15 protein-coding genes are annotated in these 21,991 nt (G+C 72.0%); 11 read left to right on the top strand and 4 right to left on the bottom strand.

Features of this window, described 5'->3' with window-relative positions; all coding sequences use genetic code 11:
- The first annotated feature begins 1 nt into the window (after position 1).
- Positions 2 to 1,336 carry a diaminopimelate decarboxylase gene (gene lysA / locus ACGFYQ_RS11325; RefSeq protein WP_393742405.1) on the top strand — a complete coding sequence of 445 codons (1,335 nt, stop codon included), beginning with the start codon at positions 2 to 4 and terminating at the stop codon, positions 1,334 to 1,336.
- A 30-nt stretch (positions 1,337 to 1,366) separates the two neighbouring features.
- Here the strand turns inward: lysA and ACGFYQ_RS11320 are convergent, their stop codons facing one another.
- Positions 1,367 to 2,137, bottom strand: coding sequence for an alpha/beta fold hydrolase (locus ACGFYQ_RS11320; protein WP_393742403.1), 771 nt, complete (start codon positions 2,135 to 2,137; stop codon positions 1,367 to 1,369).
- A 416-nt stretch (positions 2,138 to 2,553) separates the two neighbouring features.
- Here ACGFYQ_RS11320 and ACGFYQ_RS11315 point away from each other — a divergent pair, with 416 nt between their 5' ends.
- Complete coding sequence (locus ACGFYQ_RS11315; protein WP_393742401.1) at positions 2,554 to 2,973, top strand: C40 family peptidase; 420 nt, start codon at positions 2,554 to 2,556, stop codon at positions 2,971 to 2,973.
- 103 nt (positions 2,974 to 3,076) lie between these two features.
- Here ACGFYQ_RS11315 and ACGFYQ_RS11310 read toward each other — a convergent pair whose 3' ends face one another.
- Positions 3,077 to 3,313 (bottom strand): chaplin, encoded by a 237-nt coding sequence (locus ACGFYQ_RS11310; RefSeq protein ID WP_393742399.1) that lies wholly within the window; start codon positions 3,311 to 3,313, stop codon positions 3,077 to 3,079.
- 342 nt (positions 3,314 to 3,655) lie between these two features.
- Here ACGFYQ_RS11310 and ACGFYQ_RS11305 point away from each other — a divergent pair, with 342 nt between their 5' ends.
- The 9 genes from ACGFYQ_RS11305 (at position 3,656) to ACGFYQ_RS11265 (ending at position 18,815) form a co-directional block, all read left to right on the top strand.
- The gene (locus ACGFYQ_RS11305) at positions 3,656 to 4,480 is read left to right on the top strand and encodes a hypothetical protein (protein ID WP_393742397.1); all 825 of its coding nucleotides are present in this window, start codon (positions 3,656 to 3,658) and stop codon (positions 4,478 to 4,480) included.
- Positions 4,481 to 4,488: 8 nt separating this feature from the next.
- Positions 4,489 to 5,562 (top strand): hypothetical protein, encoded by a 1,074-nt coding sequence (locus tag ACGFYQ_RS11300; RefSeq protein ID WP_393742395.1) that lies wholly within the window; start codon positions 4,489 to 4,491, stop codon positions 5,560 to 5,562.
- A complete protein-coding gene (locus tag ACGFYQ_RS11295) occupies positions 5,559 to 9,521 on the top strand; it encodes a CHAT domain-containing protein (RefSeq protein WP_393742393.1) in 3,963 nt (1,320 codons plus the stop codon). The genes ACGFYQ_RS11300 and ACGFYQ_RS11295 overlap by 4 nt, the downstream gene beginning before the upstream one ends.
- A 579-nt stretch (positions 9,522 to 10,100) precedes the next feature.
- Positions 10,101 to 11,387: a ClC family H(+)/Cl(-) exchange transporter gene (locus ACGFYQ_RS11290; RefSeq protein WP_393742390.1), complete on the top strand. Its 1,287-nt coding sequence runs from the start codon at positions 10,101 to 10,103 to the stop codon at positions 11,385 to 11,387.
- A gap of 151 nt (positions 11,388 to 11,538) precedes the next feature.
- Positions 11,539 to 13,023, top strand: coding sequence for an aldehyde dehydrogenase family protein (locus ACGFYQ_RS11285; RefSeq protein ID WP_393742388.1), 1,485 nt, complete (start codon positions 11,539 to 11,541; stop codon positions 13,021 to 13,023).
- Positions 13,024 to 13,039: 16 nt separating this feature from the next.
- Positions 13,040 to 14,605, top strand: a complete 1,566-nt coding sequence (locus ACGFYQ_RS11280; protein WP_393742386.1) for a GMC family oxidoreductase — start codon at positions 13,040 to 13,042, stop codon at positions 14,603 to 14,605.
- A complete protein-coding gene (locus tag ACGFYQ_RS11275) occupies positions 14,602 to 15,696 on the top strand; it encodes a glycine betaine/L-proline ABC transporter ATP-binding protein (protein WP_393742384.1) in 1,095 nt (364 codons plus the stop codon). Before ACGFYQ_RS11280 ends, ACGFYQ_RS11275 begins: the two co-directional genes overlap by 4 nt.
- 52 nt (positions 15,697 to 15,748) lie before the next feature.
- Positions 15,749 to 17,812, top strand: coding sequence for an ABC transporter permease (locus ACGFYQ_RS11270; protein WP_393742382.1), 2,064 nt, complete (start codon positions 15,749 to 15,751; stop codon positions 17,810 to 17,812).
- A gap of 121 nt (positions 17,813 to 17,933) precedes the next feature.
- Complete coding sequence (locus ACGFYQ_RS11265; RefSeq protein WP_393743255.1) at positions 17,934 to 18,815, top strand: ABC transporter substrate-binding protein; 882 nt, start codon at positions 17,934 to 17,936, stop codon at positions 18,813 to 18,815.
- Between the two features lie 82 nt (positions 18,816 to 18,897).
- On the opposite strand, the gene ACGFYQ_RS11260 is transcribed toward ACGFYQ_RS11265, so the two are convergent.
- Both ACGFYQ_RS11260 and ACGFYQ_RS11255 read right to left on the bottom strand, forming a co-directional pair.
- Complete coding sequence (locus tag ACGFYQ_RS11260; protein ID WP_393742380.1) at positions 18,898 to 20,112, bottom strand: S8 family serine peptidase; 1,215 nt, start codon at positions 20,110 to 20,112, stop codon at positions 18,898 to 18,900.
- A gap of 345 nt (positions 20,113 to 20,457) precedes the next feature.
- Complete coding sequence (locus ACGFYQ_RS11255) at positions 20,458 to 21,903, bottom strand: glyceraldehyde-3-phosphate dehydrogenase (RefSeq protein WP_393742378.1); 1,446 nt, start codon at positions 21,901 to 21,903, stop codon at positions 20,458 to 20,460.
- Positions 21,904 to 21,991: the final 88 nt, after the last annotated feature.

The raw sequence follows: 21,991 nt of genomic DNA, 5'->3' as shown, positions 1-21,991 counted from the left end.
CATGACCATCGCCGTCCTTTCCGAAACGCCGTCCGGTGCCGGTGAACTGTCCATCTGGCCCGCGTCCACGGCCCCGCTCCCGCACGGCGGCCTGGCCGTCGGCGGAGTACCCCTCACCGAGATCGCCGACCGGTTCGACACACCGGCCTACGTACTGGACGAGGGCGAGGTGCGCGGGCGCTGCCGGACCTACCGGGACGCCTTCCCCGACGCCGACGTGCTGTACGCCGCCAAGGCGTTCCTGTCCCGTGCCATGGTGCGCTGGGTACGGGAGGAAGGGCTGGGCCTGGACGTGTGCTCGGCCGGGGAACTGGAGCTGGCCGTCACCGCCGGTTTCCCGCCGGAGCGCATCGTGCTGCACGGCAACGCCAAGTCGCCCCGCGATCTGGAGGCGGCGCTGCGCCTCGGTGTGGGGCGGATCGTCATCGACAGCCCGTCCGAGATCGCCCGGATCGCGGCCGCCGTCGGCCCCGACGGGCACCAGAAGGTCATGGTGCGGGTGGTGCCGGGCGTCTCGGCAGGCGGCCACGACAAGATCCGCACCGGTACGGAGGACCAGAAGTTCGGCCTCTCCCTCACCGACGGGGGCGCGCAGCACGCCGTCACGCGGATCCTCGGCCAGCCGCAGCTCGAACTGACCGGCCTGCACTGCCACATCGGCTCGCAGATCACCGAGGTGAAGCCCTACCTGGTGGCCCTGCGCCGGATGGTGGGGCTGATGGCCCGCATCCGCGACACGCACGGCATCGCCCTGCCCGAGCTGGACATGGGCGGCGGCCACGGAGTCGCCTACCGGCCGGGCGAACCCGTCCTCGACCTCACCGCGCTCGCCCGCAAGCTGCGTACCGAACTCGCCGCGGGCTGCGCCGCCGCCCGGCTGCCCGTCCCCCGGCTCCTCATCGAGCCCGGGCGGGCCGTCGCCGGTCCGGCCGGCATCGCCCTGTACCGGGTACTCGCCGTCAAGCACACCGGCGAGAAGGTGTTCGTCGCCGTCGACGGCGGCATGAGCGACAACCCGCGACCCGCCCTGTACGGGGTCCGCTACGCGCCCCGCCTGATCGGCCGCCACTCGGCGGCCGGACCCCGTACCGCCACCGTCGTCGGCCGGCACTGCGAGGCCGGCGACATCCTGGCGGCCGACGTGGAACTGCCGGGCGACATCCACCCCGGCGATCTGCTCGCCGTACCGGTGGCGGGTGCCTACCAGCTGTCCATGGCCTCCGGCTACAACCTCGTGGGCCGCCCCGCGGTCGTCGCGGTCCACGAGGGAACGGCCCGGCTCCTCGTCCGGCGCGAGACGCTGGAGGACTTCCGCAGCCGGGACATCGGCGACTGAGGCGCGGCGCCGCTCCGGTGGACCCGTGACTCAGCGGCCGAGGAACCGCTCCACCAGCTCGGCGAGGGCCTCGGGCGTCTCCTCCGGCGCGTAGTGGCCCGCGTCCGGAAGCACTTCGAGCTCGGCGTTGGGGTACCACTGGAGCCAGGTGCCCTGCATGGCCTCGGACCCCAGCGCCGGGTCGTTCGCGCCGGCGACGAGGAGTACGGGGACGGGGTTTCCCTTGCCCTCCACCCGTTCGTGGAAGTCGGCACGGGCCCAGGAGTCCAGGTACGCGCGGAAGGCCGTCGCCGAGGAGTTCCCCACCGAACGGCCCACCATGCCGTCCAGCCAGGTGTCGTCACGCTTTCCGCCGGTGGTGTAGTCGATGATCGCCCTGCGGTTGCCGGGATTCTTCGCCGCGCCGGCGAACAGCTCCCACATCTCCCCTTCGAGCGGGAAGCCGGACGCGGGCACGGGCGAGATGCCGATGATCGAGCGGACCCGCGCCGGGGCGTCCAGCAGCATCAACTGGGCCGCCTTGGCACCCATGGAGTGGCCGATGACGGAGAAGCTCTCCCAGCCCAGGTGGTCGGCCACCGCGAGGGCGTCCTCGGCGACCTCCTCCATGGTGAAGGCGCCCTCGGTGTCGATGGCTTCCCCGTATCCCCTGCAGTCCAGGAAGGCGTAGCCGAACGCGTCGCCGTCCAGGTACTCGCGCATCGGGTCGAAGCTCGACCGGTCGCCGAACCAGTTGTGGAGCACGAGCGCGCGCCGGGAGCCGCTGCCCTGTACCTCGTGCGGAATTACCTGTCCAGTCACAACGTCCCCTGCTCATGAGGTGGTCGCCCGGTCCGGATGCCGGAGGTCACAGGTATTCGAGTCTGGCGACCTCCGGCAGTCCCGGTCAACCGCACCACGCGAACTACCCGGCCGCACCTTGCGAGTCGGACGTTCCCGCGCGGATATGTTTTCCATAATTTCGCGGATTTGTTGCAAAACCGATACAGGCCAACCCATGTCGAAAGTGAATTGGGGGCCTCATCGGAGAAAACTGGTCGGCCGTTGCTCGCCAGGAACTACGTCACCGAAAGCAGGACTTCGACGTATTCGACCGACCGTTATCTGCAACCGAACGCGGAGGTATCGCGATGTCCGTCTCAAGGACCGACTCCCGTAAGGCCCGACAGGCTCAGCACCCTGTTCGCCGCGCCGCCCGATCCCGTCTCCCCCGCGCATTGCTGCTCCTTTTCCTCCTGACCTTCGGCACTTCGACCGGACCCGTCTCAGCCGCCGACGCGGCCGCGCCGTACGGCGTCACGGCGTTGGCCGTGGCCGCTTCCAAGGAGGGCGCGCCCTATGCCCGCGGCGCCACAGGACCCAGACGGTTCGACTGTTCGGGCCTGATGCTCTATTCCTTCCGGAAAGCCGGAAGACGGCTGCCCCGCACCGCCGACCAGCAGTACGAGAACACCTCGCACATTTCCCGGCGGAACCGCACGCCCGGCGATCTCGTGTTCTTCCCCAGAGGCTCGACCATGGAACACGTGGGCATCTACGCCGGCGACGACAAGATCTGGCACGCCCCCCGCCCGGGCACCCGCGTACGACTGGAACGGATCTGGAGCAGGAACGTCCGCTACGGGCGCGCTTCTTGAGCCTTGAGGAAGAATTCATGGACGCGGCCCGGGCCGCGTCCATGAACGACCTCGTCCCGCCCCGGCTGAGCGCCGGGACGGGACGAGTGGGGATTCGGGAACGTCAGGTGTTGACGCAGACGGTGCCGCCGGCCGGGTTCAGCGCACCGATCACGCTCACGCTGTTTCCGCAGACGTTGATCGGGATGTGAATCGGGATCTGGATCAGGTTGCCCGACAGCACGCCGGGCGAGCCCGCCGCGATCCCGTGGGCCTCGGCGTCCGCCGAGGCCGAGGACGCACCGCCGAGGACCGCCAGACCGACCGCCAGGGCAAGGCCCGCGCTCTTCCACACACGCATCACGTGTACATCTCCTCGCAACTGCCAGCGGCACCGCGGTGCCGCACAGCCCCGGCTGGGGCCGACACGATTTCTTCGGCAGCCGAGGGCGCCACCGACTGGTTCCGGCCCCCCGGTTCCCTCGAAGGAGTGCTGTTCCCGCCTCTGATCGGCCGTACCGGGCCCTCCGTCGCCCAGGTCCCGTACGCCCGCCCGGCTGCCCGCGCCCGACTGCCCGCCCGCGGTTCGGCCGGCGTTCCGTCCCGTATCCCGGACAAGGCCGCCCCGTCCCCCTTAGCCTGATGGCCGAGTCCCAACTCCCGTCATTTCAGGGAGTATCCGGCGCGAGAGGCCAGGCCAGACATGAGCTCCATCCCCGACCGGTACACGCGCGAACTGCACAAGAAGTACAAGTACCTCGCCTGCTGGCTCCCCTCCACCCCCCTCGCGCTGGGCGATGTCGGCCTCATCTCGCAGCACCGGTTCAGGAAGGTCACCACCCTCGACGAGCTGGGCATCCCTTTCGCCAAGGACGCCGAAAGCAAGATCGTCGATCTCGACTACTCCTCCGCGGACTGTGTCGCGGTGACCGCCGACACCCGCGTGGACGACCCCACGGCCGATGTCATGACCAATCTGTCCATCACCTTCGACCGGGGCGGAGCCACGCTCTTCCAGGCATCGGGCTGCGTGCAGGAGACCATCGGGAACCTGCTCGCACTCCAGGACGCGCTGCGCGAGCGGTACGCGAACAAGACCTGGCGCAGCGAGTACGTCGTGGTGACCGAGGTTGTGCGCACCGGCCCCACCGCCATCCTGGTCTCCGAGCAGCACGGCGCCCAGATGAACCTCCGGGTCCGCGCGGGCAGCCTGGGCGGCCCCCTGGCGGTCGCCGGCGCCATCGGGAAGTACGCGGTCACCGCCAAGTCCGGGATCGCGGCCAGCGTGCTCGCCCCGGACGGCGCCACCCCGCTGTTCCAGGCCGTACAGCTGCGCAGAAGGCTGGTGGGCCCGCCGGAGCTCGTCTTCCGCTCGGACGACGAGGACGAGGACGCGTACGAGGACGCATACGACGGCGAGGGCGAAGGGGGCCTCCCTCAGGGTCCCGGCGAGCCGGTGGAACTGGAGCTCGCCCCCGTCAGCTGGACCGACTGCGTCCCCGCGCAGGCCGGCCCGCTCGAAGACTGAGCCGCCCGATGACCACGCAGCCGCCCCCGGGCGCCGCTTTACCCTCCGTCCGCCGGACGCCCGCTCTGAGCGGCTGCGTCGAGGTCGCGCGGGCACTGGCCGACGGCGAGGGGGACCCGGTCGGGGTCCTGCACCTGCTGCTGGCGGCGATGTGCTCGGGGGATCCCTCCTCGCGGTCCCGGCTCGTGATGAAGTCCCTGGCCGCGCACCACTTCCTCACCGAGGAAGCGACCGGCGCGGTCGCCGCCGCGGAGGCCGGCGTGAACGGCCGGACCCGGGCGGTGCCGCTCTCCCCCGCCGCGGCGGCCGCGCTCGGCAGGCTGGGGTACTGGACGAGGCGGACCGGGGACGGCTCCGCCGACACCGCCCATCTCCTGCTGGCCTGTCTGGAGGCGCGCGCCGAGCAGGAGGACGTACGCCGGTTCCTCCGCGGGACGGGGCTGTCCGAACGGGTCGTGGTGCGCAGCGCCATGACGGAACGCCACCGCGTCTGCGTCCAGGACCGGCAGCCCTCCGACCGGGGGCCGATCCTTTCGCCCGGCCGCCCGGACCGCCCCGCGGCGTACTCCTTCGAGACCCGGGCGCGGCAGCAGGCCAAGCGGACGGTGCGGAGCATCGGCATGCGCTCCGAGAACAGCGGAGTCGCACACGTGAGCTCGCGGGTGCAGTCCCATCTCGTCCGCCTGCACATCTGGGTGCGGCTCTGGGCCCAGTTGGTGGTCCTGTGCACGCTGGCCGCCACGGCCTGGGCCTCCCTCACGGTGACCGCCTGGTCCGCGCTCTGGCTCGCGAGCCAGCTGGCCCGACGGCAGAACCTCTCACCGGCGGCCCGGCTGGCCGTGGACCTCGCCCTCCTCATCGCGTCGGCGGTTCTCGGCATCCCCTGGTGGCTGGCCCTGCTCGCCCTGGTGAACCGGGTGTTCGACCTGCTCGACGGCCGGCTCCTGCTGCTCCAGGTCAAGAGCGACACGGGCGACCCGGCGCTGACCGAGAAGGACATCAGGGCCGACCGCCGGGAGGACCGCCGGGCGGCCGGCTTGTACCGGGTGCTGAAGCTGACGGGGAAGCTGGCTCCAGAGTGAACATCTCGGTTTTCGATCCGTTCGGCCCGGCCGCCGAGGACGGGCTGCGCGACTGGCTCGCACAGCGCAACCGGCTCGACCACGACGAAGCGATCATCGAGGACGCGATCCCCCTGTCGGGCCTGTTCTCGACGGGGCTCAGTCCCTGGACCCGGCTCGGACTGCTTCCCCGCTTCGCCGTGTCCTGGCACCTGGCCCGGTCCGGCCGGTCGGGGAAGACCCGTATCGGGCTGTACGAGTGCGATCTGTTCGCCGCCCTCGAACGCACCGTGTGGTGGAAGGTCCTCGCCGTCCGCTCGGCCGTCGTGGCGCTGACGGTGACGGCGTGCCTGCTGCTGGACGCTCCCGGCTGGGCCGCGGTCTGCTTCCCGGTGACGGCGTGGGCCCTGACCGGCTGGCGCAGGCCCCTGGCCGGCGCCTCGCTCGTCGCCGTCCTCTCCTGGGCCGCCTGGACCGGTCCTCCCCTGCTGATCGCCGCCGCCCTGGCCGGCGCCGCGGTCGTCGCCCTCGTGCGGCTGGCGCTGATGGTGCAGCGGCTCGGGATCATGTCCCAGGCATCCGCCGGCAGCCCCGTACGGTTCCTGGGCCGATGGTTCCTGCTGCGCGCCCTGTGGGACCGTACGGCGGCCCGCGTGATCCTCGCCGTGGACAAGGCGACCCATGACGACCGGGCCCGGACCGAGTGCTTCCTCGGGGACGGTGGCGAACCGACCCCGGACCGGTTCGGGCCGGTCCTCGTGCAGTGCCGGGCCCTGGCCGCCGTCGCCCGGCTCGAATTCCAGTCGGCCATGGTGCTGTCGCAGGAAGCCCGCGCCCTCGCGGCGGCCGCGCCGCCCGGGATCCGCGGCTGGTGCGCGCTGCAGGCCGGGGACGTCCTGCTGGCCGCGGGTCAGCCCGCGGCCGCCGAAGCGCGCTGGCGGGAGGCCGTCCAGCTGCTGGGCCCCGTCCGCCGGGCCCGGTACTGGGCCGCCGAGGCCGAGCTGCGCATGTCCGAGGCGCTGACCGCGGACCCGCAGGACTCCACCCGGTGCGTCGAAGGCCTGCGGTTCATGTGCCGGACCCGCCATGCCGCGGTGCGCGCCGGGAACCTGGCCGTGCTGGCCCGGACGGAGCTGCTGGTCCTGCGTCTGATGCACGAGGCGGGCAACGCGGTCGGCGTGGTCGAACAGCTGATGGGCCAGTACGAGCAGAAGGAGGGCGGGGCCGATCTGGGCGCCTCCGTCGGGGACCACGCCGCGGAAGTGCTGCTGCTCGTCACCCTTTACCTGGACGTCATCGAGAACCCGGAGGACTACCCCGAAACCCACCGCGTCGACGAGGACGGACGGCACGAGCGCTACGTCTACGCCGCCGGACTCATGGACAACGTGCTGCGCCACCTGAGCCGGTCGCGGATGCCGCTGCTGGAGTCCCAGGCCTACGCCGTGCTCGCCCGCATCCAGCGCGCCGTCGGGATGTACGAGGAAGCGCTGGGCAACGCCCTGGAGAGCCTGGGCGCCGTCCAGCGCGTCCGCTACCAGCTGCCCACCACCCAGTGGCGGGCGCGCTGGGTCGCCTCCCACGCCTCCACGTACGCCCTCGCGCTGGACCTCGCGGCAGCCGATCCGGCCCTGGTCGGCGAGCTGCTGGAGATCATCCGCGCGCAGTCCGTACCCGTCGAGTCGGACGAACGGGGCGGCCGTCTGCGCGCGGTGCTCGACGCGCTGGTCTCCAGCACCGGCCTGCCGCCGCCCGGCCCCGGCGGCGCGGACGGGAAGGCCGCGCCGTCGGATCCGCAGTCCTCCGACCCGCTGCTGACCGACCGGACCATCCTGGTGCGCAGCGCCTCCTGGGTCGGCGGTGAGGAGCCGGCGGCCGTCGATCTCGACGGCGAGATCGACACGATGTTTCCGGGCGGGTGGTACTGGAGTTACGCGCGGGTCGGAGAGTGGATCTATCACGCGGTCCGCAGCCCGTCGGGCGACTGGCACGCCCAGCGCACCGCGCACGCGGAATTCGCCGGTCCCTACGAGGACTTGGTCCTGCACCTGCCGGTCCGGCTGCCGGGAGCGCCCTTGAAGGCGGAGCGGCTGCCGGGCAGCGCCTTGATGCTCACCGGCGCCGACGACCCGGTGGCGGGAGGGTCCCTGACCTCGGGCGAGGTGTGGTCACGGATCTTCGACGGGCTCGGCGCCGCGATGCTCCCCGGGGTGCTGCGCGAAGCCCTGCGCACGGCCCCGGCGCCGGTGCCGCTGGTGGTGGCCCCCACGGGCGCGCTGGCCCTCGTACCGGTCTGCGCGCTGACGCTCACGCCGCAGCGGCAGGTCCTGGACGCGGCGCAGGTGTCCTACCTGCCGTCGGTCGCCCTGTTGTCGCAGCGGCGGCGGCTCACCGTGCGGGACGCGGCGCTCGCGCCTCCCGCGCGGGACGATGCGGCGGCCACGAGGGGCGGCGAGGCCCCCGCGGCCCTGGCCGTCCTGGCGCCCGACCTGCCCCCGCACCATCCGCGCCAGAGGCTGCGGAACGCCGTGGCCACCATCCCCGAGGACAGCGAGGTGGTCGTCGGTCCCCTGAGCAAGGCCGGATTCGCCTCTCTCCTCGCCCGGGAAGGCACGGACCAGGCCGTCCTCTACCTCGCCGGCCACGTGGCCGGCCCGACCCGGACCGACCCCGGCGGCTCCGGCTTCAAGTTCAGCGACGGCCCCCTGGGACTGCACGACCTGTACCGGACCGATGACGCGGGGGCGCCCCTCTACCGGATGCCCGGCCGTGTGCTGCTCGCCGCCTGCGAGAGCCTCGGTGTGTACGGGCAGCCGGACAGCGGGTACGCCCCGTCCCTCCTGGACGTACCCGAATGGCTCGGGCTGGGCGCCGCGGTCGTCCACGGTGGCGCCCAGCACGTCTACTGCACCCTGTTCGAACTCCCGGACTCCCCGACCGCGCAGCGGATCGACCTCGGCCTCGTCGAGGCCCTGCGCCACCACGCCGAACCCGCGGCGGCGCTGCGCGCCGTGCAGCGCGCGGAGTTGCAGCGGTGGCGCGACGGGCGCGGTTCGCTCCCGCTGGCCTTCCTCGCCTACGCGTACGTGGGACTCGGCGAGGGACCGGGCAGGGAACCGCCCACCGCTCCCGCGGCCCGTCCGGATTCCCGGCGGCGCGGGCGGTCCGAGGAACCCTGGCAGCCGGAGCGGCCTCCGGTGGCCGCGCGGGCCGCCGCTCCGGGCGGTCCGGCCGTCCCGCCCCGGCCGCCCTCCCGCGTCGTGCACGAGCCGTTCATGATGATGGCCCGGCACGGCCTGGACGAACAGGAGTTCGCCGATGTGCGCCACACCCGGTTCCATCCGGACGGGCGGATCAGATTCAGCTCGTTCGACGGCGAGGTACGCGGTCCCATTCCGGTCCGCGGGGCGTGGTGGACGAAGGAGACGCTCGACTTCGCCAGCTTCCGCTCGACTACGGAGACCGAGTGGCGGCTCTTCGGGCTGAGCCTGTACGTGACCGAAGCCCGGCTGGTGCTGGTCGCCGACGAACCGGATGCAGAGGGCCGCAGGCTCGCGGGCCACATCCGCTATCCGTGGGCCAACTCGATCGGATTCCGGCCCAAGCAGAGCTTCCTCAACGACTGCGAGATGGTGGTGGAGGTCCAGCAGGACGGCGCGGACGGGAACGACTCCTACTACCAGCTCACCCTGCTCTTCGAGCGGGACACGGACAGCGGGGAGCTGGCACGGCACCTGGTCCGCCGACTGGCCGCGCACCACCTCGACCGCGGGATGCTCCCCGACTCCGTACGCGCGGAGTTCGAGGCCCTGCGCGACGCCCCGGCGCTGCCGCCCCCCAGGAAGGGCGAGCACGCGATGTACCGGCCCGCGGCGTTCAAGCGCTATCCGTACGGCGCCGAGTACCTGCTCGGACGCCCCGTGGAGGACACCTGGCTCGGCCCCGGCCTGGCCCCGCCCCCGGAAGGGGAGTCGAGATGACCGGTCAGGGTACGTCGGAGGCCGAGCGGGAGCTGACCGGCGCTCGGCGGGACGTCGACGAACACCGCCGGCTGGCGCGTGCCGATCCGGGCCGGTACCTCGCCGGATTCGGGCTCCGGCTGTGCCGGCTCTGCGCGCTGCTGACGGAACAGCCGGAGCAGCACGAGGAGCTGGCCGACGCCTGGGCGGAGGCGGTCGAGGTGTACCGGCGTCTCGCCGAGGTGGACCGGCGGCAATGGCTGCCGGGCCTCGCGCTGTCGTTGGCGCAGTGCGCCCTGATCACGGGCCCGCATCCACCCGAGCAGCGACACCGCCGCCCTCGTGGAGTCCCTGGCATGGCTCGGCCGGCGCCTGCGCCAGCACGGCCACCGCCGGGAGGGACGCGCCGTCACCCGGGCCGCGGAGGACCTGCGGCGCCGGTCGGCCACCAGGCGGTGAAGGGGCCGGCCGGTTGCGGACCGCCTCCCGTTGGCCCAGTCGGGGCCGGTTTCGGCGCGGCTGCGGCGACGTCCGAAACGGCCCGCCGGCGGCGGGTCAGGCTCTGACGGACGCGAACCACGGCTCGGCGGAGGTCTGTGCATGCCCGGTGCTCCCCGCGGCGGGCCGGCCGTCTACCTCGTCGCGGCGGTCGCGGGCTGCGTCGTCGGGCTGGTCGGCGCGAGCTTCCGCTGGTGCCTCGTACGGGCCCAGGAACTGCACGGTTCGCTGCTGAGCGCATCGGAGCGCCTCGGCGGGCCCGGCTGGCTGATTCCGGTCCTCACCACGGCGGCGGGCGCCGCCGTCGCGTGCGCGGTGGCCCAGCGGGTCCCCCTGGCCGCCGGCAGCGGGATCCAGGACGTCGAGGCCGTGTGGCGCGGCGAGCGGGAGCCGCGGCCCTTCTTGTGGCTCCTGCCGGCCAAGTTCGTGGGCGGCGTGATCGCCATGGGCTCGGGCCTGGTGCTCGGCCGGGAAGGCCCGACGGTGCACATGGGTGCGGCGATCGGGGCGGAGGCGGGGCGCCGCACGCGGATGAGCCCGCGGGACGTCACACTGCTGCACACCTCGCTCGCCGGCGCCGGGCTCGCGGTGGCCTTCACCGCGCCCCTCAGCGGGGTGGTGTTCGTCTGCGAGGAAGTGACCAAGGTGGTCAGGACGCGTGTGGTCCTCCTCACGCTCATCGGGACCGCCACGGCCGTCGGATGCTCCGAGCTCATCGTGGGCGACCGGCCCGTCTTCCAGGTCCCGGCCGCCTTGGCCGGCCCGCCGGTCGCGCTGCTGCCCGCCTTCCTCCTGTTCGGCGCGGCCACGGGCGTCCTGGGCGCGGCGTACAACCGGCTCGTCATCGGGTTCCTGGACCTCCCCGATCGCGTCACCAGGATCGGACCGGTGGCCCGGGCGGCCCTGATCGGGGCCGTCGTGGGACTCCTGATCAGCATCGACCCGTTTCTGGGCAGCGGCGGGGACGAGCTGAGCGGGCGCCTGCTGGGCGGCGACCTGCCCGTGGGCACCGTACTCGCGGGATATCTCGTGGTGCGGTTCGTGGCCGGGCCGCTCAGCTACGCGGCCGGTACGCCGGGCGGGCTGTTCGCACCCGTGCTGGCGCTGGGGGCCGTGTGGGGGGCGCTCGTGCACGGCCTCGCGCTGCCCCTACTCCCGGGCGGCGGCTCCGGCGCCGTGCCCTTCGCGATCGTCGGCATGGCCGCGTTGTTCTCCGCGGTCGTCCGCGCGCCCGTGACGGGCATCACGCTCGTCGTCGAGATGACGGGGACCACCTCGCTGGTCGTTCCGCTGTTCGCCGCCTGTTTCGCCGCGACGCTGACCGCCGACCGGATGGGGAGCATGCCGGTCTACGACAGCCTGCGGCTGCGCATGGCGAAACCTTCCTGAGGCCCACACCCCACAAATCCCACGTGGCCCACGTGACTCCGGTCACTTCAAGTGGCTGATGGGACATGACTTCCGGAGCGGGGGGCATGCGCGGTGATTGCCAGATCGCCGCGGGTTCGCCGCGGTGACGAAACCGGAGGTACTGCGCGTCGTGTCGGAGCAAAAGACCATCTACACAGCCGGGACATGGCGGTCCGCGGCCTCGGGGGCCATCAGGGAAATCCTGGATCCCGTGGACGCCACCGTCCTCGCCGTGGTCGCCGAGGGCGCCGCCGCCGACACGGACGCGGCGGTGAGCGCCGCACGGGCCGCGTTCGACGGCGGGCAGTGGCCGGGCACCCCGGTCGCCGAGCGTGCGGCCCTGCTGCGCCGCACGGCCGACCTGCTCCAGCGCGACCGCGAGCGCATCGGCCTCCTGGAGAGCCGGGACGCGGGCAAGACGCTCGAAGAGGGCCGCGTGGACGTCGACTGCGTCAGCGACGCCTTCCGCTACTTCGCCGACCTCGTCACCGAGGAGAGCGCCGGCCGGGTCGTGGACGCCGGATCCCCCGACATCCACAGCGTCGTCGTGCACGAGCCGGTCGGGGTGTGCGCCCTGATCACCCCGTGGAACTACCCGCTGCTCCAGGCCAGCTGGAAGATCGCCCCGGCCCTCGCGGCAGGCAACACCTTCGTGATCAAGCCGAGCGAGATCACCCCGCTGACCACGGTGGTCCTCATCGAGCTGCTGGCGGAGGCGGGCCTGCCCGCCGGAGTCGCCAATCTGGTCACCGGGGCCGGCGATCCGGTCGGCGCCCGCCTCGCCGCCCATCCCGATGTCGACCTGGTCTCCTTCACCGGCGGACTGGCCAGCGGTACGAAGGTCATGCGCGCGGCCGCCGACACGGTCAAGAAGGTCGCCCTCGAACTCGGCGGCAAGAACCCCAACGTCGTCTTCGCCGACGCCTGCGCCACCGCGGACGGCTTCGACACCGCCGTGGACCAGGCGCTCAACGCCGCCTTCATGCACAGCGGCCAGGTGTGTTCGGCCGGCTCGCGCCTGATCATCGAAGAGTCCGTGCGCGAACGCTTCGTCGACGAACTCGCCCGCCGCGCCGAGAAGATCCGCATCGGCCGCGGCACCGACCCGGGTGTCGAATGCGGCCCGCTGGTCTCCGCCGCCCAGCTCGCGCGGACCGAGTCGTACGTCGCCTCCGCGCTCGGCGAGGGCGCCGTACTGCGCGCCGGAGGCGAACGGCCCGAGGGCCCGGGCTACTTCTACCGGCCCACCGTCCTCGACCGCTGCCACCGCGGCATGCGCGTCGTGCGCGAGGAGGTCTTCGGTCCGGTCCTGACCGTCGAGACCTTCCGCACCGAGGAGGAGGCCGTCGCGCTCGCCAACGACACCGAGTACGGCCTCGCCGGCGCCGTCTGGACGGCGGACGGGGACCGCGCCCGCCGGGTGGCCGGCCGGCTGCGCCACGGCACCGTCTGGATCAACGACTTCCACCCCTACCTGCCGCAGGCCGAGTGGGGCGGCTTCGGGAAGTCCGGCATCGGACGCGAGCTCGGCCCGTCGGGCCTGGCCGAGTACCGCGAGACCAAGCACGTGTACGAGAACCTCGCACCGCGCCCCGTGCGCTGGTTCGCGGGCTGACGGGGGCAGGAGAGACATGACCACGACCACCAAGCACCACGAGAACCAGAAGCAGAACCCAGACGGGGAATTCGACTACGTCGTCGTCGGCGGTGGCACCGCCGGCTCGGTGATCGCTTCCCGCCTGACCGAGGACCCCGACGTCACCGTCGCCGTCATCGAGGGCGGACCGAGCGACGTCGACCGCCCCGACGTGCTCACCCTGCGCCGCTGGATGGGCCTGCTCGGCGGCGAGCTCGACTACGACTACCCCACCACCGAACAGCCGCGCGGCAACTCGCACATCCGGCACAGCCGGGCCCGTGTCCTGGGCGGCTGCTCCTCGCACAACACCCTCATCGCCTTCAAGCCGCTCCCCTCCGACTGGGACGAGTGGTCCGAGGCGGGCGCCGAGGGCTGGCACGCGGCCGCCATGGACCCGTACTTCGACCGGCTCCTCAACAACGTCGTGCCGGTCGCCGAGGCGGACCGCAACGCCATCGCCCGCGACTTCGTGGACGCGGCCCGGGGCGCGCTGGGAGTGCCCCTCGTCGAGGGCTTCAACCGGAAGCCGTTCCACGAGGGCGTCGGATTCTTCGACCTCGCCTACCACCCCGAGGACAACAAGCGCTCGTCGGCCTCGGTCGCCTACCTCCACCCGGTCATGGACGACCGGCCCAACCTGACGATCCTGCTGGAGACCTGGGCGTACCGCCTGGAGCTGGACGGCACCCGGGCGCGCGGCGTCCACGTCCGGGCCGCGGACGGCACGAAGTCGCTGATCACCGCCCGTCGGGAGGTGGTGGTGTGCGCGGGCGCCGTGGACACCCCGCGCCTGCTGCTGCACTCCGGCATAGGCCCCCGCGAGGACCTGGAGGCCCTCGGCATACCCCCGGTCCACGATCTTCCCGGCGTCGGCGAGAACCTCCTCGACCACCCGGAGTCCGTGATCGTCTGGGAGACGGACGGCCCGATCCCCGAGAACTCGGCGATGGACAGCGACGCGGGACTGTTCGTCCGGCGCGACCCGGACTCCCCCGGGCCCGACCTGATGTTCCACTTCTACCAGATCCCGTTCACCGACAACCCGGAGCGGCTCGGCTACGAACGGCCCGCGCACGGCGTCTCGTTGACCCCCAACATCCCCAAGCCGCGCAGCCGCGGCCGCCTCTACCTCACCAGCGCGGACCCCGAGGTCAAACCCGCCCTCGACTTCCGCTACTTCACGGACGAGGACGACTACGACGGCCGGACGCTGGTGGACGGCATCAAGCTGGCCCGCGAGATCGCCGCGACCGAGCCGCTGGCCGGATGGCTCAAGCGCGAGGTGTGCCCGGGCCCGGAGATCACCGACGACGAGGCGCTGAGCGCGTACGCCCGCTCGGTGGCGCACACCGTCTACCACCCGGCCGGCACCTGCAAGATGGGCGCCGCCGACGACGAAAGGGCTGTTGTGGGACCGGACTTGAAGGTGCGGGGTCTCGAAGGCGTTCGTATCGCGGACGCCTCCGTCTTCCCGACGATGCCCGCGGTCAACCCGATGATCGGAGTGCTGATGGTCGGCGAGAAGGCCGCCGAGCTGCTGGGAGGTGAGGTCCGGTGACCGCGGCCCATACCGGGTCCGCCGCGCCCGACGCCGGCGCGGCGCCCGTCTTCTCCGTCCAGGGCCTGTGGAAGGTCTTCGGCCCGGCTCGCAAGGCCGCCCGCGTGCCGGGCTCCGAGCACGCCGCGCTGCCCGCCGCCGAACTGCGCGAGCGGACCGGCTGCACCGCCGCCGTCCGAGACGTCTCCTTCGACGTGCGCAAGGGGGAGGTCTTCGTCGTCATGGGCCTGTCCGGCTCGGGCAAGTCCACGCTGGTGCGCTGTCTGACCCGGCTGATCGAGCCCACGGCCGGATCGCTCGCCATCGACGGCGAGGACGTCCTCGCCATGGACCCGGCCCGGCTGCGCGAACTGCGCCGCCACCGCGCCGCCATGGTCTTCCAGCACTTCGGGCTGCTGCCGCACCGCACCGTCCTCGACAACGTGGCCTACGGCCTGGAGATCCAGGGCATGAGCCGCGCCGACCGGCGCGCCAAGGCGGCCGAGATGATCACCAAGGTCGGCCTCGAAGGCCTCGGGGACCGCCGTCCCGGCCAGCTGTCCGGCGGTCAGCAGCAGCGGGTCGGTCTCGCGCGCGCCCTGGCGGCCGACCCGGAAGTGCTCCTGTTCGACGAGCCGTTCAGCGCGCTCGATCCGCTGATCCGCCGCGAGATGCAGGACGAGGTGGCCCGGCTCCACCACGAGGAGGGCCGCACGATGGTCTTCATCACCCACGACCTGTCCGAGGCGCTGCGCCTGGGCGACCGGATCGCGCTGATGCGCGACGGCCGGATCGTGCAGCTCGGCACGCCCGAGGAGATCGTGGGCTCGCCCGCCGACGACTACGTACGGGACTTCGTCCGCGACGTGCCGCGCGAGCAGGTGCTCACCGTACGCAGCGCGATGCGCCCCGCGACGGCCGACGAGGCCGGCCAGGGCCCCGCGCTCACCCCCGCCACCACGGTGGTGGAAGCCATCGAGGCGGTCGCCCGCAACGGCGGTCCGGCGCGGATCGTCGACGACGGCCGGTGCCTGGGTGTCGTCGACGACGCCGGGCTGCTCGCGGTGGTGGCCGGCCTGCCGGCCGGGGCCGGCCGGGGGGTGGCGGCATGACGCGCCGAGCCCGCTGCGCCGCCCCTGTCGCCGGCACGGGGAGGTGGCGCGGATGACCGCGACGACCACACCCGTACGGGACCCCGGTGAGCAGGACCGGTCCAGACGGCCGGCGCGCCCGGGCGCGGGCGGAGAGTCCGGCCGCCCGCGGTCCGCGGCGTCCGCGTCCCCCGCCAGCCGCCTGAAGGCCCTGCTGCTCCACCCCGGCGCCTTGCGCAGGGTCCTGCCCCTCGCCGTCGCCGCCGCGGTGCTGCTCCCGCTCGCGATGGCGTTCCCGGGCACCGGCAGCTGGCCGGCCGCCCTCGCCGTCGACCTCTCCGGGCCGCTCGGCCGGGCCGGCGACTGGATCATCGACAACCGGGACGGGCACCCGCTCTTCCTCTACTTCTTCGGGCACGTCAGCAACGCCGTGGTGGTGTCCGTCCGCGCGGTATACGTCGTCCTGCTCGCCGCGGGCTGGATCGGCGTCACCGCCCTGGCGGGCCTCGTCGCCCTGCGCCTGGCGGGCGTCCGGCTCGCCGCCACCTGTGTGGCCGCCTTCGCCGTGTGCGGGCTGCTCGGCATGTGGGTGCCGACGATGCAGACCCTCGCCCTGATGCTCGTGGCCGTCGCCGCCTCCGTGGCGGTCGGCGCGCTGCTCGGCCTCGCCGCCGGGTTGTCGCCGCGCGCCGACCGCGCGCTGCGCCCGGTCCTCGACACCATGCAGGTGCTCCCCGCCTTCGCCTATCTGCTGCCGATGGTGCTGGTCTTCGGCATCGGTGTGCCCGCCGCCGTCCTCGCCACCGTGGTGTACGCGGCCCCGCCGATGGCCCGGCTCACCGCGCTGGGCCTGCGCGAGGCCGACGCCGGGGTGCTGGAGGCCGCGGCCTCGCTCGGCGCGACCGGGCGCCAGCGCCTGCTCACCGCGCGGCTCCCGCTGGCCCGCCGCCAGCTCCTGCTCGGTGTCAACCAGACGGTGATGATGGCCCTTTCGATGGCGGTCATCGCCTCCGTGATCGGTGCGGGCGGCCTCGGCGACCGGGTCTACCAGGCCCTCGCCTCGGTCGACGTCGGCGCGGCGCTCGCCGCCGGCATCCCCATCGTGCTGCTCGCCGTGGTCCTCGACCGCACCACCGAGGCGGCGGGCACCCGACTGGGCGTCCCCCCGGCGCCGTTGGCGGAGCAGCCCCTGCTGCGCAGGGTGTTCGCGGGCTGGTACGGGCGGCTGCTCACCGTCCTCGCGGGTGTCGCCGCGGCGGTCGCCGGCCGGATGGCGGGCACCTCCCTGTGGCCCGGGTCCTGGACCGTGCCGATCGCGGAGCCCGTCAACCGGGCGGTCGCCTGGATGACCGACCACCTCTACTCCGGGGTGCCCGTGGTCGGCGGCACCGCCGATTGGGCCGCCCGGTTCACCGGCTGGATCCTCGATCCGCTGCGCTCCGGGCTCCAGGCCGCGCCCTGGTGGCTGCTCCTGCTCGTGGTCGCCGCGCTGGGCCTGCTCGTCGGCACCTGGCGCACCGCGCTGACCGCCGTACTCGCCCTGGCCGCCATCGGCGTCCTCGGCGTGTGGGAGCCGTCCCTCGACACGCTCTCGCAGGTGCTGGCCGCCGTCGCCGTCACCCTCGTCCTCGGTTTCGCGATCGGCATCGGCGCCGCCCGCAGCGCCCGCGCCCAGCGGCTGCTGCGCCCGGTGCTCGACGTGTGCCAGACCATGCCCCAGTTCGTCTACCTCATCCCGGTGGTCGCGCTGTTCGGCGTGGGCCGCGCGCCGGCGGCGGCCGCCGCCGTCGTGTACGCGCTGCCCGCCGTCGTCCGCATCACCACCGAGGGGCTGCGCGACGTGAACCCGGCGGCCCTGGAGTCGGCCCGCTCGCTGGGCGCCACCGGGTCGCAGCAGCTTCGGCAGGTCCAACTGCCGCTGGCCCGGCACGCGTTGCTGCTGGCCGTGAACCAGGCGGTGGTGCTGGTACTCGCCGTCGTCATCATCGGCGGCCTGGTCGGCGGCGGCGCGCTCGGTTACGACGTCGTCCTCGGCCTCGCCCAGGGCGATCTGGCCACCGGCCTGGTCGCCGGCGCCGCGATCGTCTGCCTCGGCCTGATGCTCGACCGCGTCACCCAGCCCGCGAAGGAGGCCTGACATGCCGGTCCGACACCACGAATCCGGCCGCCGGGGCCGACGGCGGGTCGCCGCCGCGCTTCCCGCCGCACTCGCCACCGGCACGGCCCTGGCCGTGCTCACCGGCTGCGGCGCGGCCGACATGACCCGCCAGACCTCCCCGTACGCCGCCGCGCAGGGCGCGAAGACCGTCACCCTGTCCGTCCAGTCCTGGGTCGGTGCCCAGGCGAACACCGCCGTCGCCGCCTACCTGCTCGAACACGAGCTGGGCTACCGCGTCGACACCGTCCAGGTGGACGAGGTCCCCGCGTGGGACGCGCTCAGCCAGGGCCGGGTCGACGCGATCCTGGAGGACTGGGGCCACCCGGAGCAGGAGAAGCGGTACGTCGAGGACAAGAAGACCATCACCCCGGGCGGCGACCTGGGCGTGACCGGCCACATCGGCTGGTACGTCCCGACGTACTTCGCCGAGGCGCATCCGGACGTCACCGACTGGAAGAACCTCGACAAGTACGCCGACCAGCTGCGCACCGCCGAGAGCCGCGGCAAGGGCCAGCTGATGGACGGCTCCCCGTCGTACGTCACGAACGACAAGGCGCTCGTGAAGAATCTCGACCTGGACTTCGAGGTCGTCTTCGCCGGCTCCGAGGCCGCGCAGATCACCCAGATCAGGCAGTTCGCGAAGGAGCGGAAACCCTTCCTCACCTACTGGTACAAGCCGCAGTGGCTGTTCGAGCGGGTCCCGATGACGGAGGTGAAGCTGCCCGAGTACCAGGAGGGCTGCGACGCCGACCCGCAGAAGGTGGCCTGCGCCTATCCCCACACACCGCTGCAGAAGTACCTGAACACGCGCTTCGCGGATGCCGGCGGCAAGGCCGCCGCTTTCCTGAAGAAGTTCCACTGGACCGTCGAGGAGCAGAACGAGGTGGCCTTGATGATCGCCGAGGAGAAGCTGCCGCCGGAGCAGGCGGCGAAGAAGTGGGTGGAGCGCAACGAGCAGGTGTGGAAGCCGTGGGTGCGCTGAGGGACTTCGCGTAACCACGCGCCGAGGCCGCCGCATCCCCCCTCGGGTGCGACGGCCTCGGTGCTTCAACGGGCGGGTCCGCCTACTGCTCGGACACCTTGAGCAGCTTGTTCGGCGTTCCGCTGCTCGGGTTGGTTATCTTCCCCGCGGTCGCACCCGCGGTCAGGGCCTCGGCGACCTGCGCGGGCGTCGCGTCCTTGTGCCCGGCCAGGTAGAGGGCCGCCGCTCCGACCACGTGCGGGGTCGCCATCGAGGTGCCGGAGATGGTCTTCGTACCGGTGTCGCTGTCGTTCCAGGCGGACGTGATCTCCGATCCCGGTGCGTAGAGGTCCACGACCGAACCGAAGTTGGAGAACGAGGACTGGGAGTCGTCGGCCGCGCTGGAGGCCACCGTGACGGCCTCCGTGACCCGCGAGGGAGAACCCTGTCCGGCGTCGGAGGACTCGTTGCCCGCCGCGACGGCGAAGGTGACACCGGCGGCTATCGACCGGCGCACCGCCTCGTCGAGCGCTTCGTCGGCGCCGCCGCCGAGGCTCATGTTGGCCACCGAGGGCCCGCTGTGATGCTGCGTCACCCAGTCGATGCCCGCGACGACCTGCTCGGTGGTGCCCGACCCGTTGTCGTCGAGCACCCGGACGGCGACGACCTTGGCCTTCTTGGCCACCCCGTGGGAGGTGCCCGCGATGGTCCCGGCGACGTGCGTACCGTGCCCGTTGCCGTCGTCGGCGCTCTGGTCGTTGTCCACGGCGTCGAAGCCGTGCTGGGCCCGGCCGCCGAAGTCCTTGTGGCTGATCCGTACGCCGGTGTCGATGACGTAGGCCGTGACGCCCTCGCCGCCCGCGTCGGGGTAGGTGTACTTCTTGTCCCCCGCGGTCTCCTTCTGGTCGATGCGGTCGAGGCCCCAGGACGGGGGGTTGTCCTGGGTGCTGTTGATGGAGAACTTCTTGTTCTGGACGACCTTGCCCACGGCCGGGTCGGCGGCGAGCCGCTTGGCGCCGGTCTCCGAGAGCCCGGACGCGGAGAAGCCGTTGACGGCGGACGTGTAGGTGCGCTTCAGCTCGCCGCCGTACTTCTTGGCGAGGGCCTGCTTGTCGGCGTTCTTGTCGAGGATGACGATGTAGCTGCCGCTGAGCGCTCCGGGTGCGCCGAGCCCGTACACCGTTCCCTCGGCCGGAGCACTCGCGCCGGCGAAGGGGGACAGCATCATGCAGACACCGGTTGCAGTGGCGACTCCCGTGGCCACTGCAAGAATCCTGAAGCCGCGCGAACGGGTGCGTGCGTGCTTGTGAGTTGACATGAAGAGAGTGCTCCTCGTGTTGACGTGTGGGGCGTCAAAGCGTGTTGCGTGACCCCGCTGGACCCGGAAGATCTCCGGGGGTCAGTTCGAAACCCTGACCGATTACGGGAGTTGATTCAAGGGCGCCCCGGGCGTCAGCGTTATTCAACAAGCTTTCTTAAAGAGACCTCCCCCCGGGCCCCACAGAATGACCACACCCTTCGAACTACCCACACATGGAAGACACTTGTCGATGCATTAGCGAACAGAGCCTCGTCCGTCATAGTCATGTCCATGACATTCACATGATCAAAAACAAACCGCCGGCCGCCGCTCTGGGCGGCAGCCGGCGGTCGGTGGTGCGGATCAGACCAGCGGAACCGGGTAGGTCGGGTACTCCACCCCGGACACGTGCTGGACGACGCGGATCACCTGGCACGAGTAGCCGAACTCGTTGTCGTACCAGAGGTAGAGGATCGCGTTGTCGCCGTCGACCTTGGTGGCACCGGCGTCGACGATCGAGGCGTGGCGCGAGCCGACGAAGTCCATGGAAACGGCGTCGGGAGCGGTGGTGAAGTCGATCTGGCGCTTCAGCGGCGAGTGCAGCGAGACGTCGCGGAGGTAGTCGAGGACCTCCTCGCGCGTGGTCTCGCGGCCCAGGCGCAGGCTGAGGATGGCGATCGAGACGTCCGGGACGGGGACGCGGATCGAGCTGCCGGTGATGGGCGCCTTGAGGTCGGGCAGCGCCTTGGCGACCGCGGAGGCAGCACCGGTCTCGGTGATGACCATGTTCAGCGGCGCGGAGCGGCCGCGGCGGTCGGCCTTGTGGTAGTTGTCCAGGAGGTTCTGGTCATTGGTGAACGAGTGGACGGTCTCGACGTGGCCGCGCAGGACGCCGTACTCGTCGTCCATGGCCTTCAGCGGCGGGACGATCGCGTTGGTCGTGCAGGAGGCGCAGGACAGGATCTGCTCGTCCGGCTTGATCGTGTCGTGGTTGACGCCGTGCACGATGTTCGGGACGTCGCCCTTGCCGGGAGCGGTCAGGACGACCTTGTCGATGCCGGGGCGCAGGTGCTTCGACAGGCCCTCGCGGTCGCGCCACTTGCCCGTGTTGTCGATGAGGATGGCGTCCTTGATGCCGTACGCCGTGTAGTCGACCTCGGACGGGTCGTTGGCGTAGATCACCTTGATCGCGTTGCCGTTGGCGATGATCGTGCTCGTCGCCTCGTCCACGGTGATGGTGCCCTGGAACTGGCCGTGGATGGAGTCGCGGCGCAGCAGCGAGGCGCGCTTGACCAGGTCCTGGTCACCGCCGCCGCGGACGACGATGGCGCGCAGGCGCAGGCCGTTGCCCGAGCCGGCCTTCTCGATGAGGAGGCGGGCGACGAGGCGGCCGATGCGGCCGAAGCCGTAGAGGACCACATCGCGGCCGTCGCCGCGCTCGATCTTGTTGGCGCCGGTGGCACCGGCGACGGCGGAGGCGGTGAATTCCTCCACCGACAGGCCACGGTCGTCGCTCTTGTACGTCGCGGCGAGCATGCCGATGTCGATCTGGGACGGGCCGAGATCGAGGGTGGTGAGCGCCTGCAGGAACGGCAGGGTCTCGGTGACCGAGAGCTCCTCGCCTGCTATCTGGCGGGCGAACCGGTGGGTCTTGAGGATGCTGACCACCGACTTGTTCACCAAGGAGCGGCTGTGAAGGAGGACTGTGACGTCCCGCTCCCGGTGCAGCTTCCCGATGATCGGGATCATCGACTCCGCGATCTCCTCGCGGTTCTTCCAGTTGGTGAACGAGTCGTCTTTGACAGTCACAGGTTTATCTTTCGAGCTAGGCGGCGCTCATATGCTACCTCTCCGTCTTTTCGGCCACTCAAGGGGTGCCGCACGCGCGCTCCCACTG

The organism is Streptomyces sp. NPDC048258 (assembly GCF_043201995.1).
Lineage (GTDB): Bacteria > Actinomycetota > Actinomycetes > Streptomycetales > Streptomycetaceae > Streptomyces.
The sequence above is the reverse complement of the archived record's forward strand: the minus strand, read 5'-3'. Positions and strand labels throughout refer to the sequence as shown.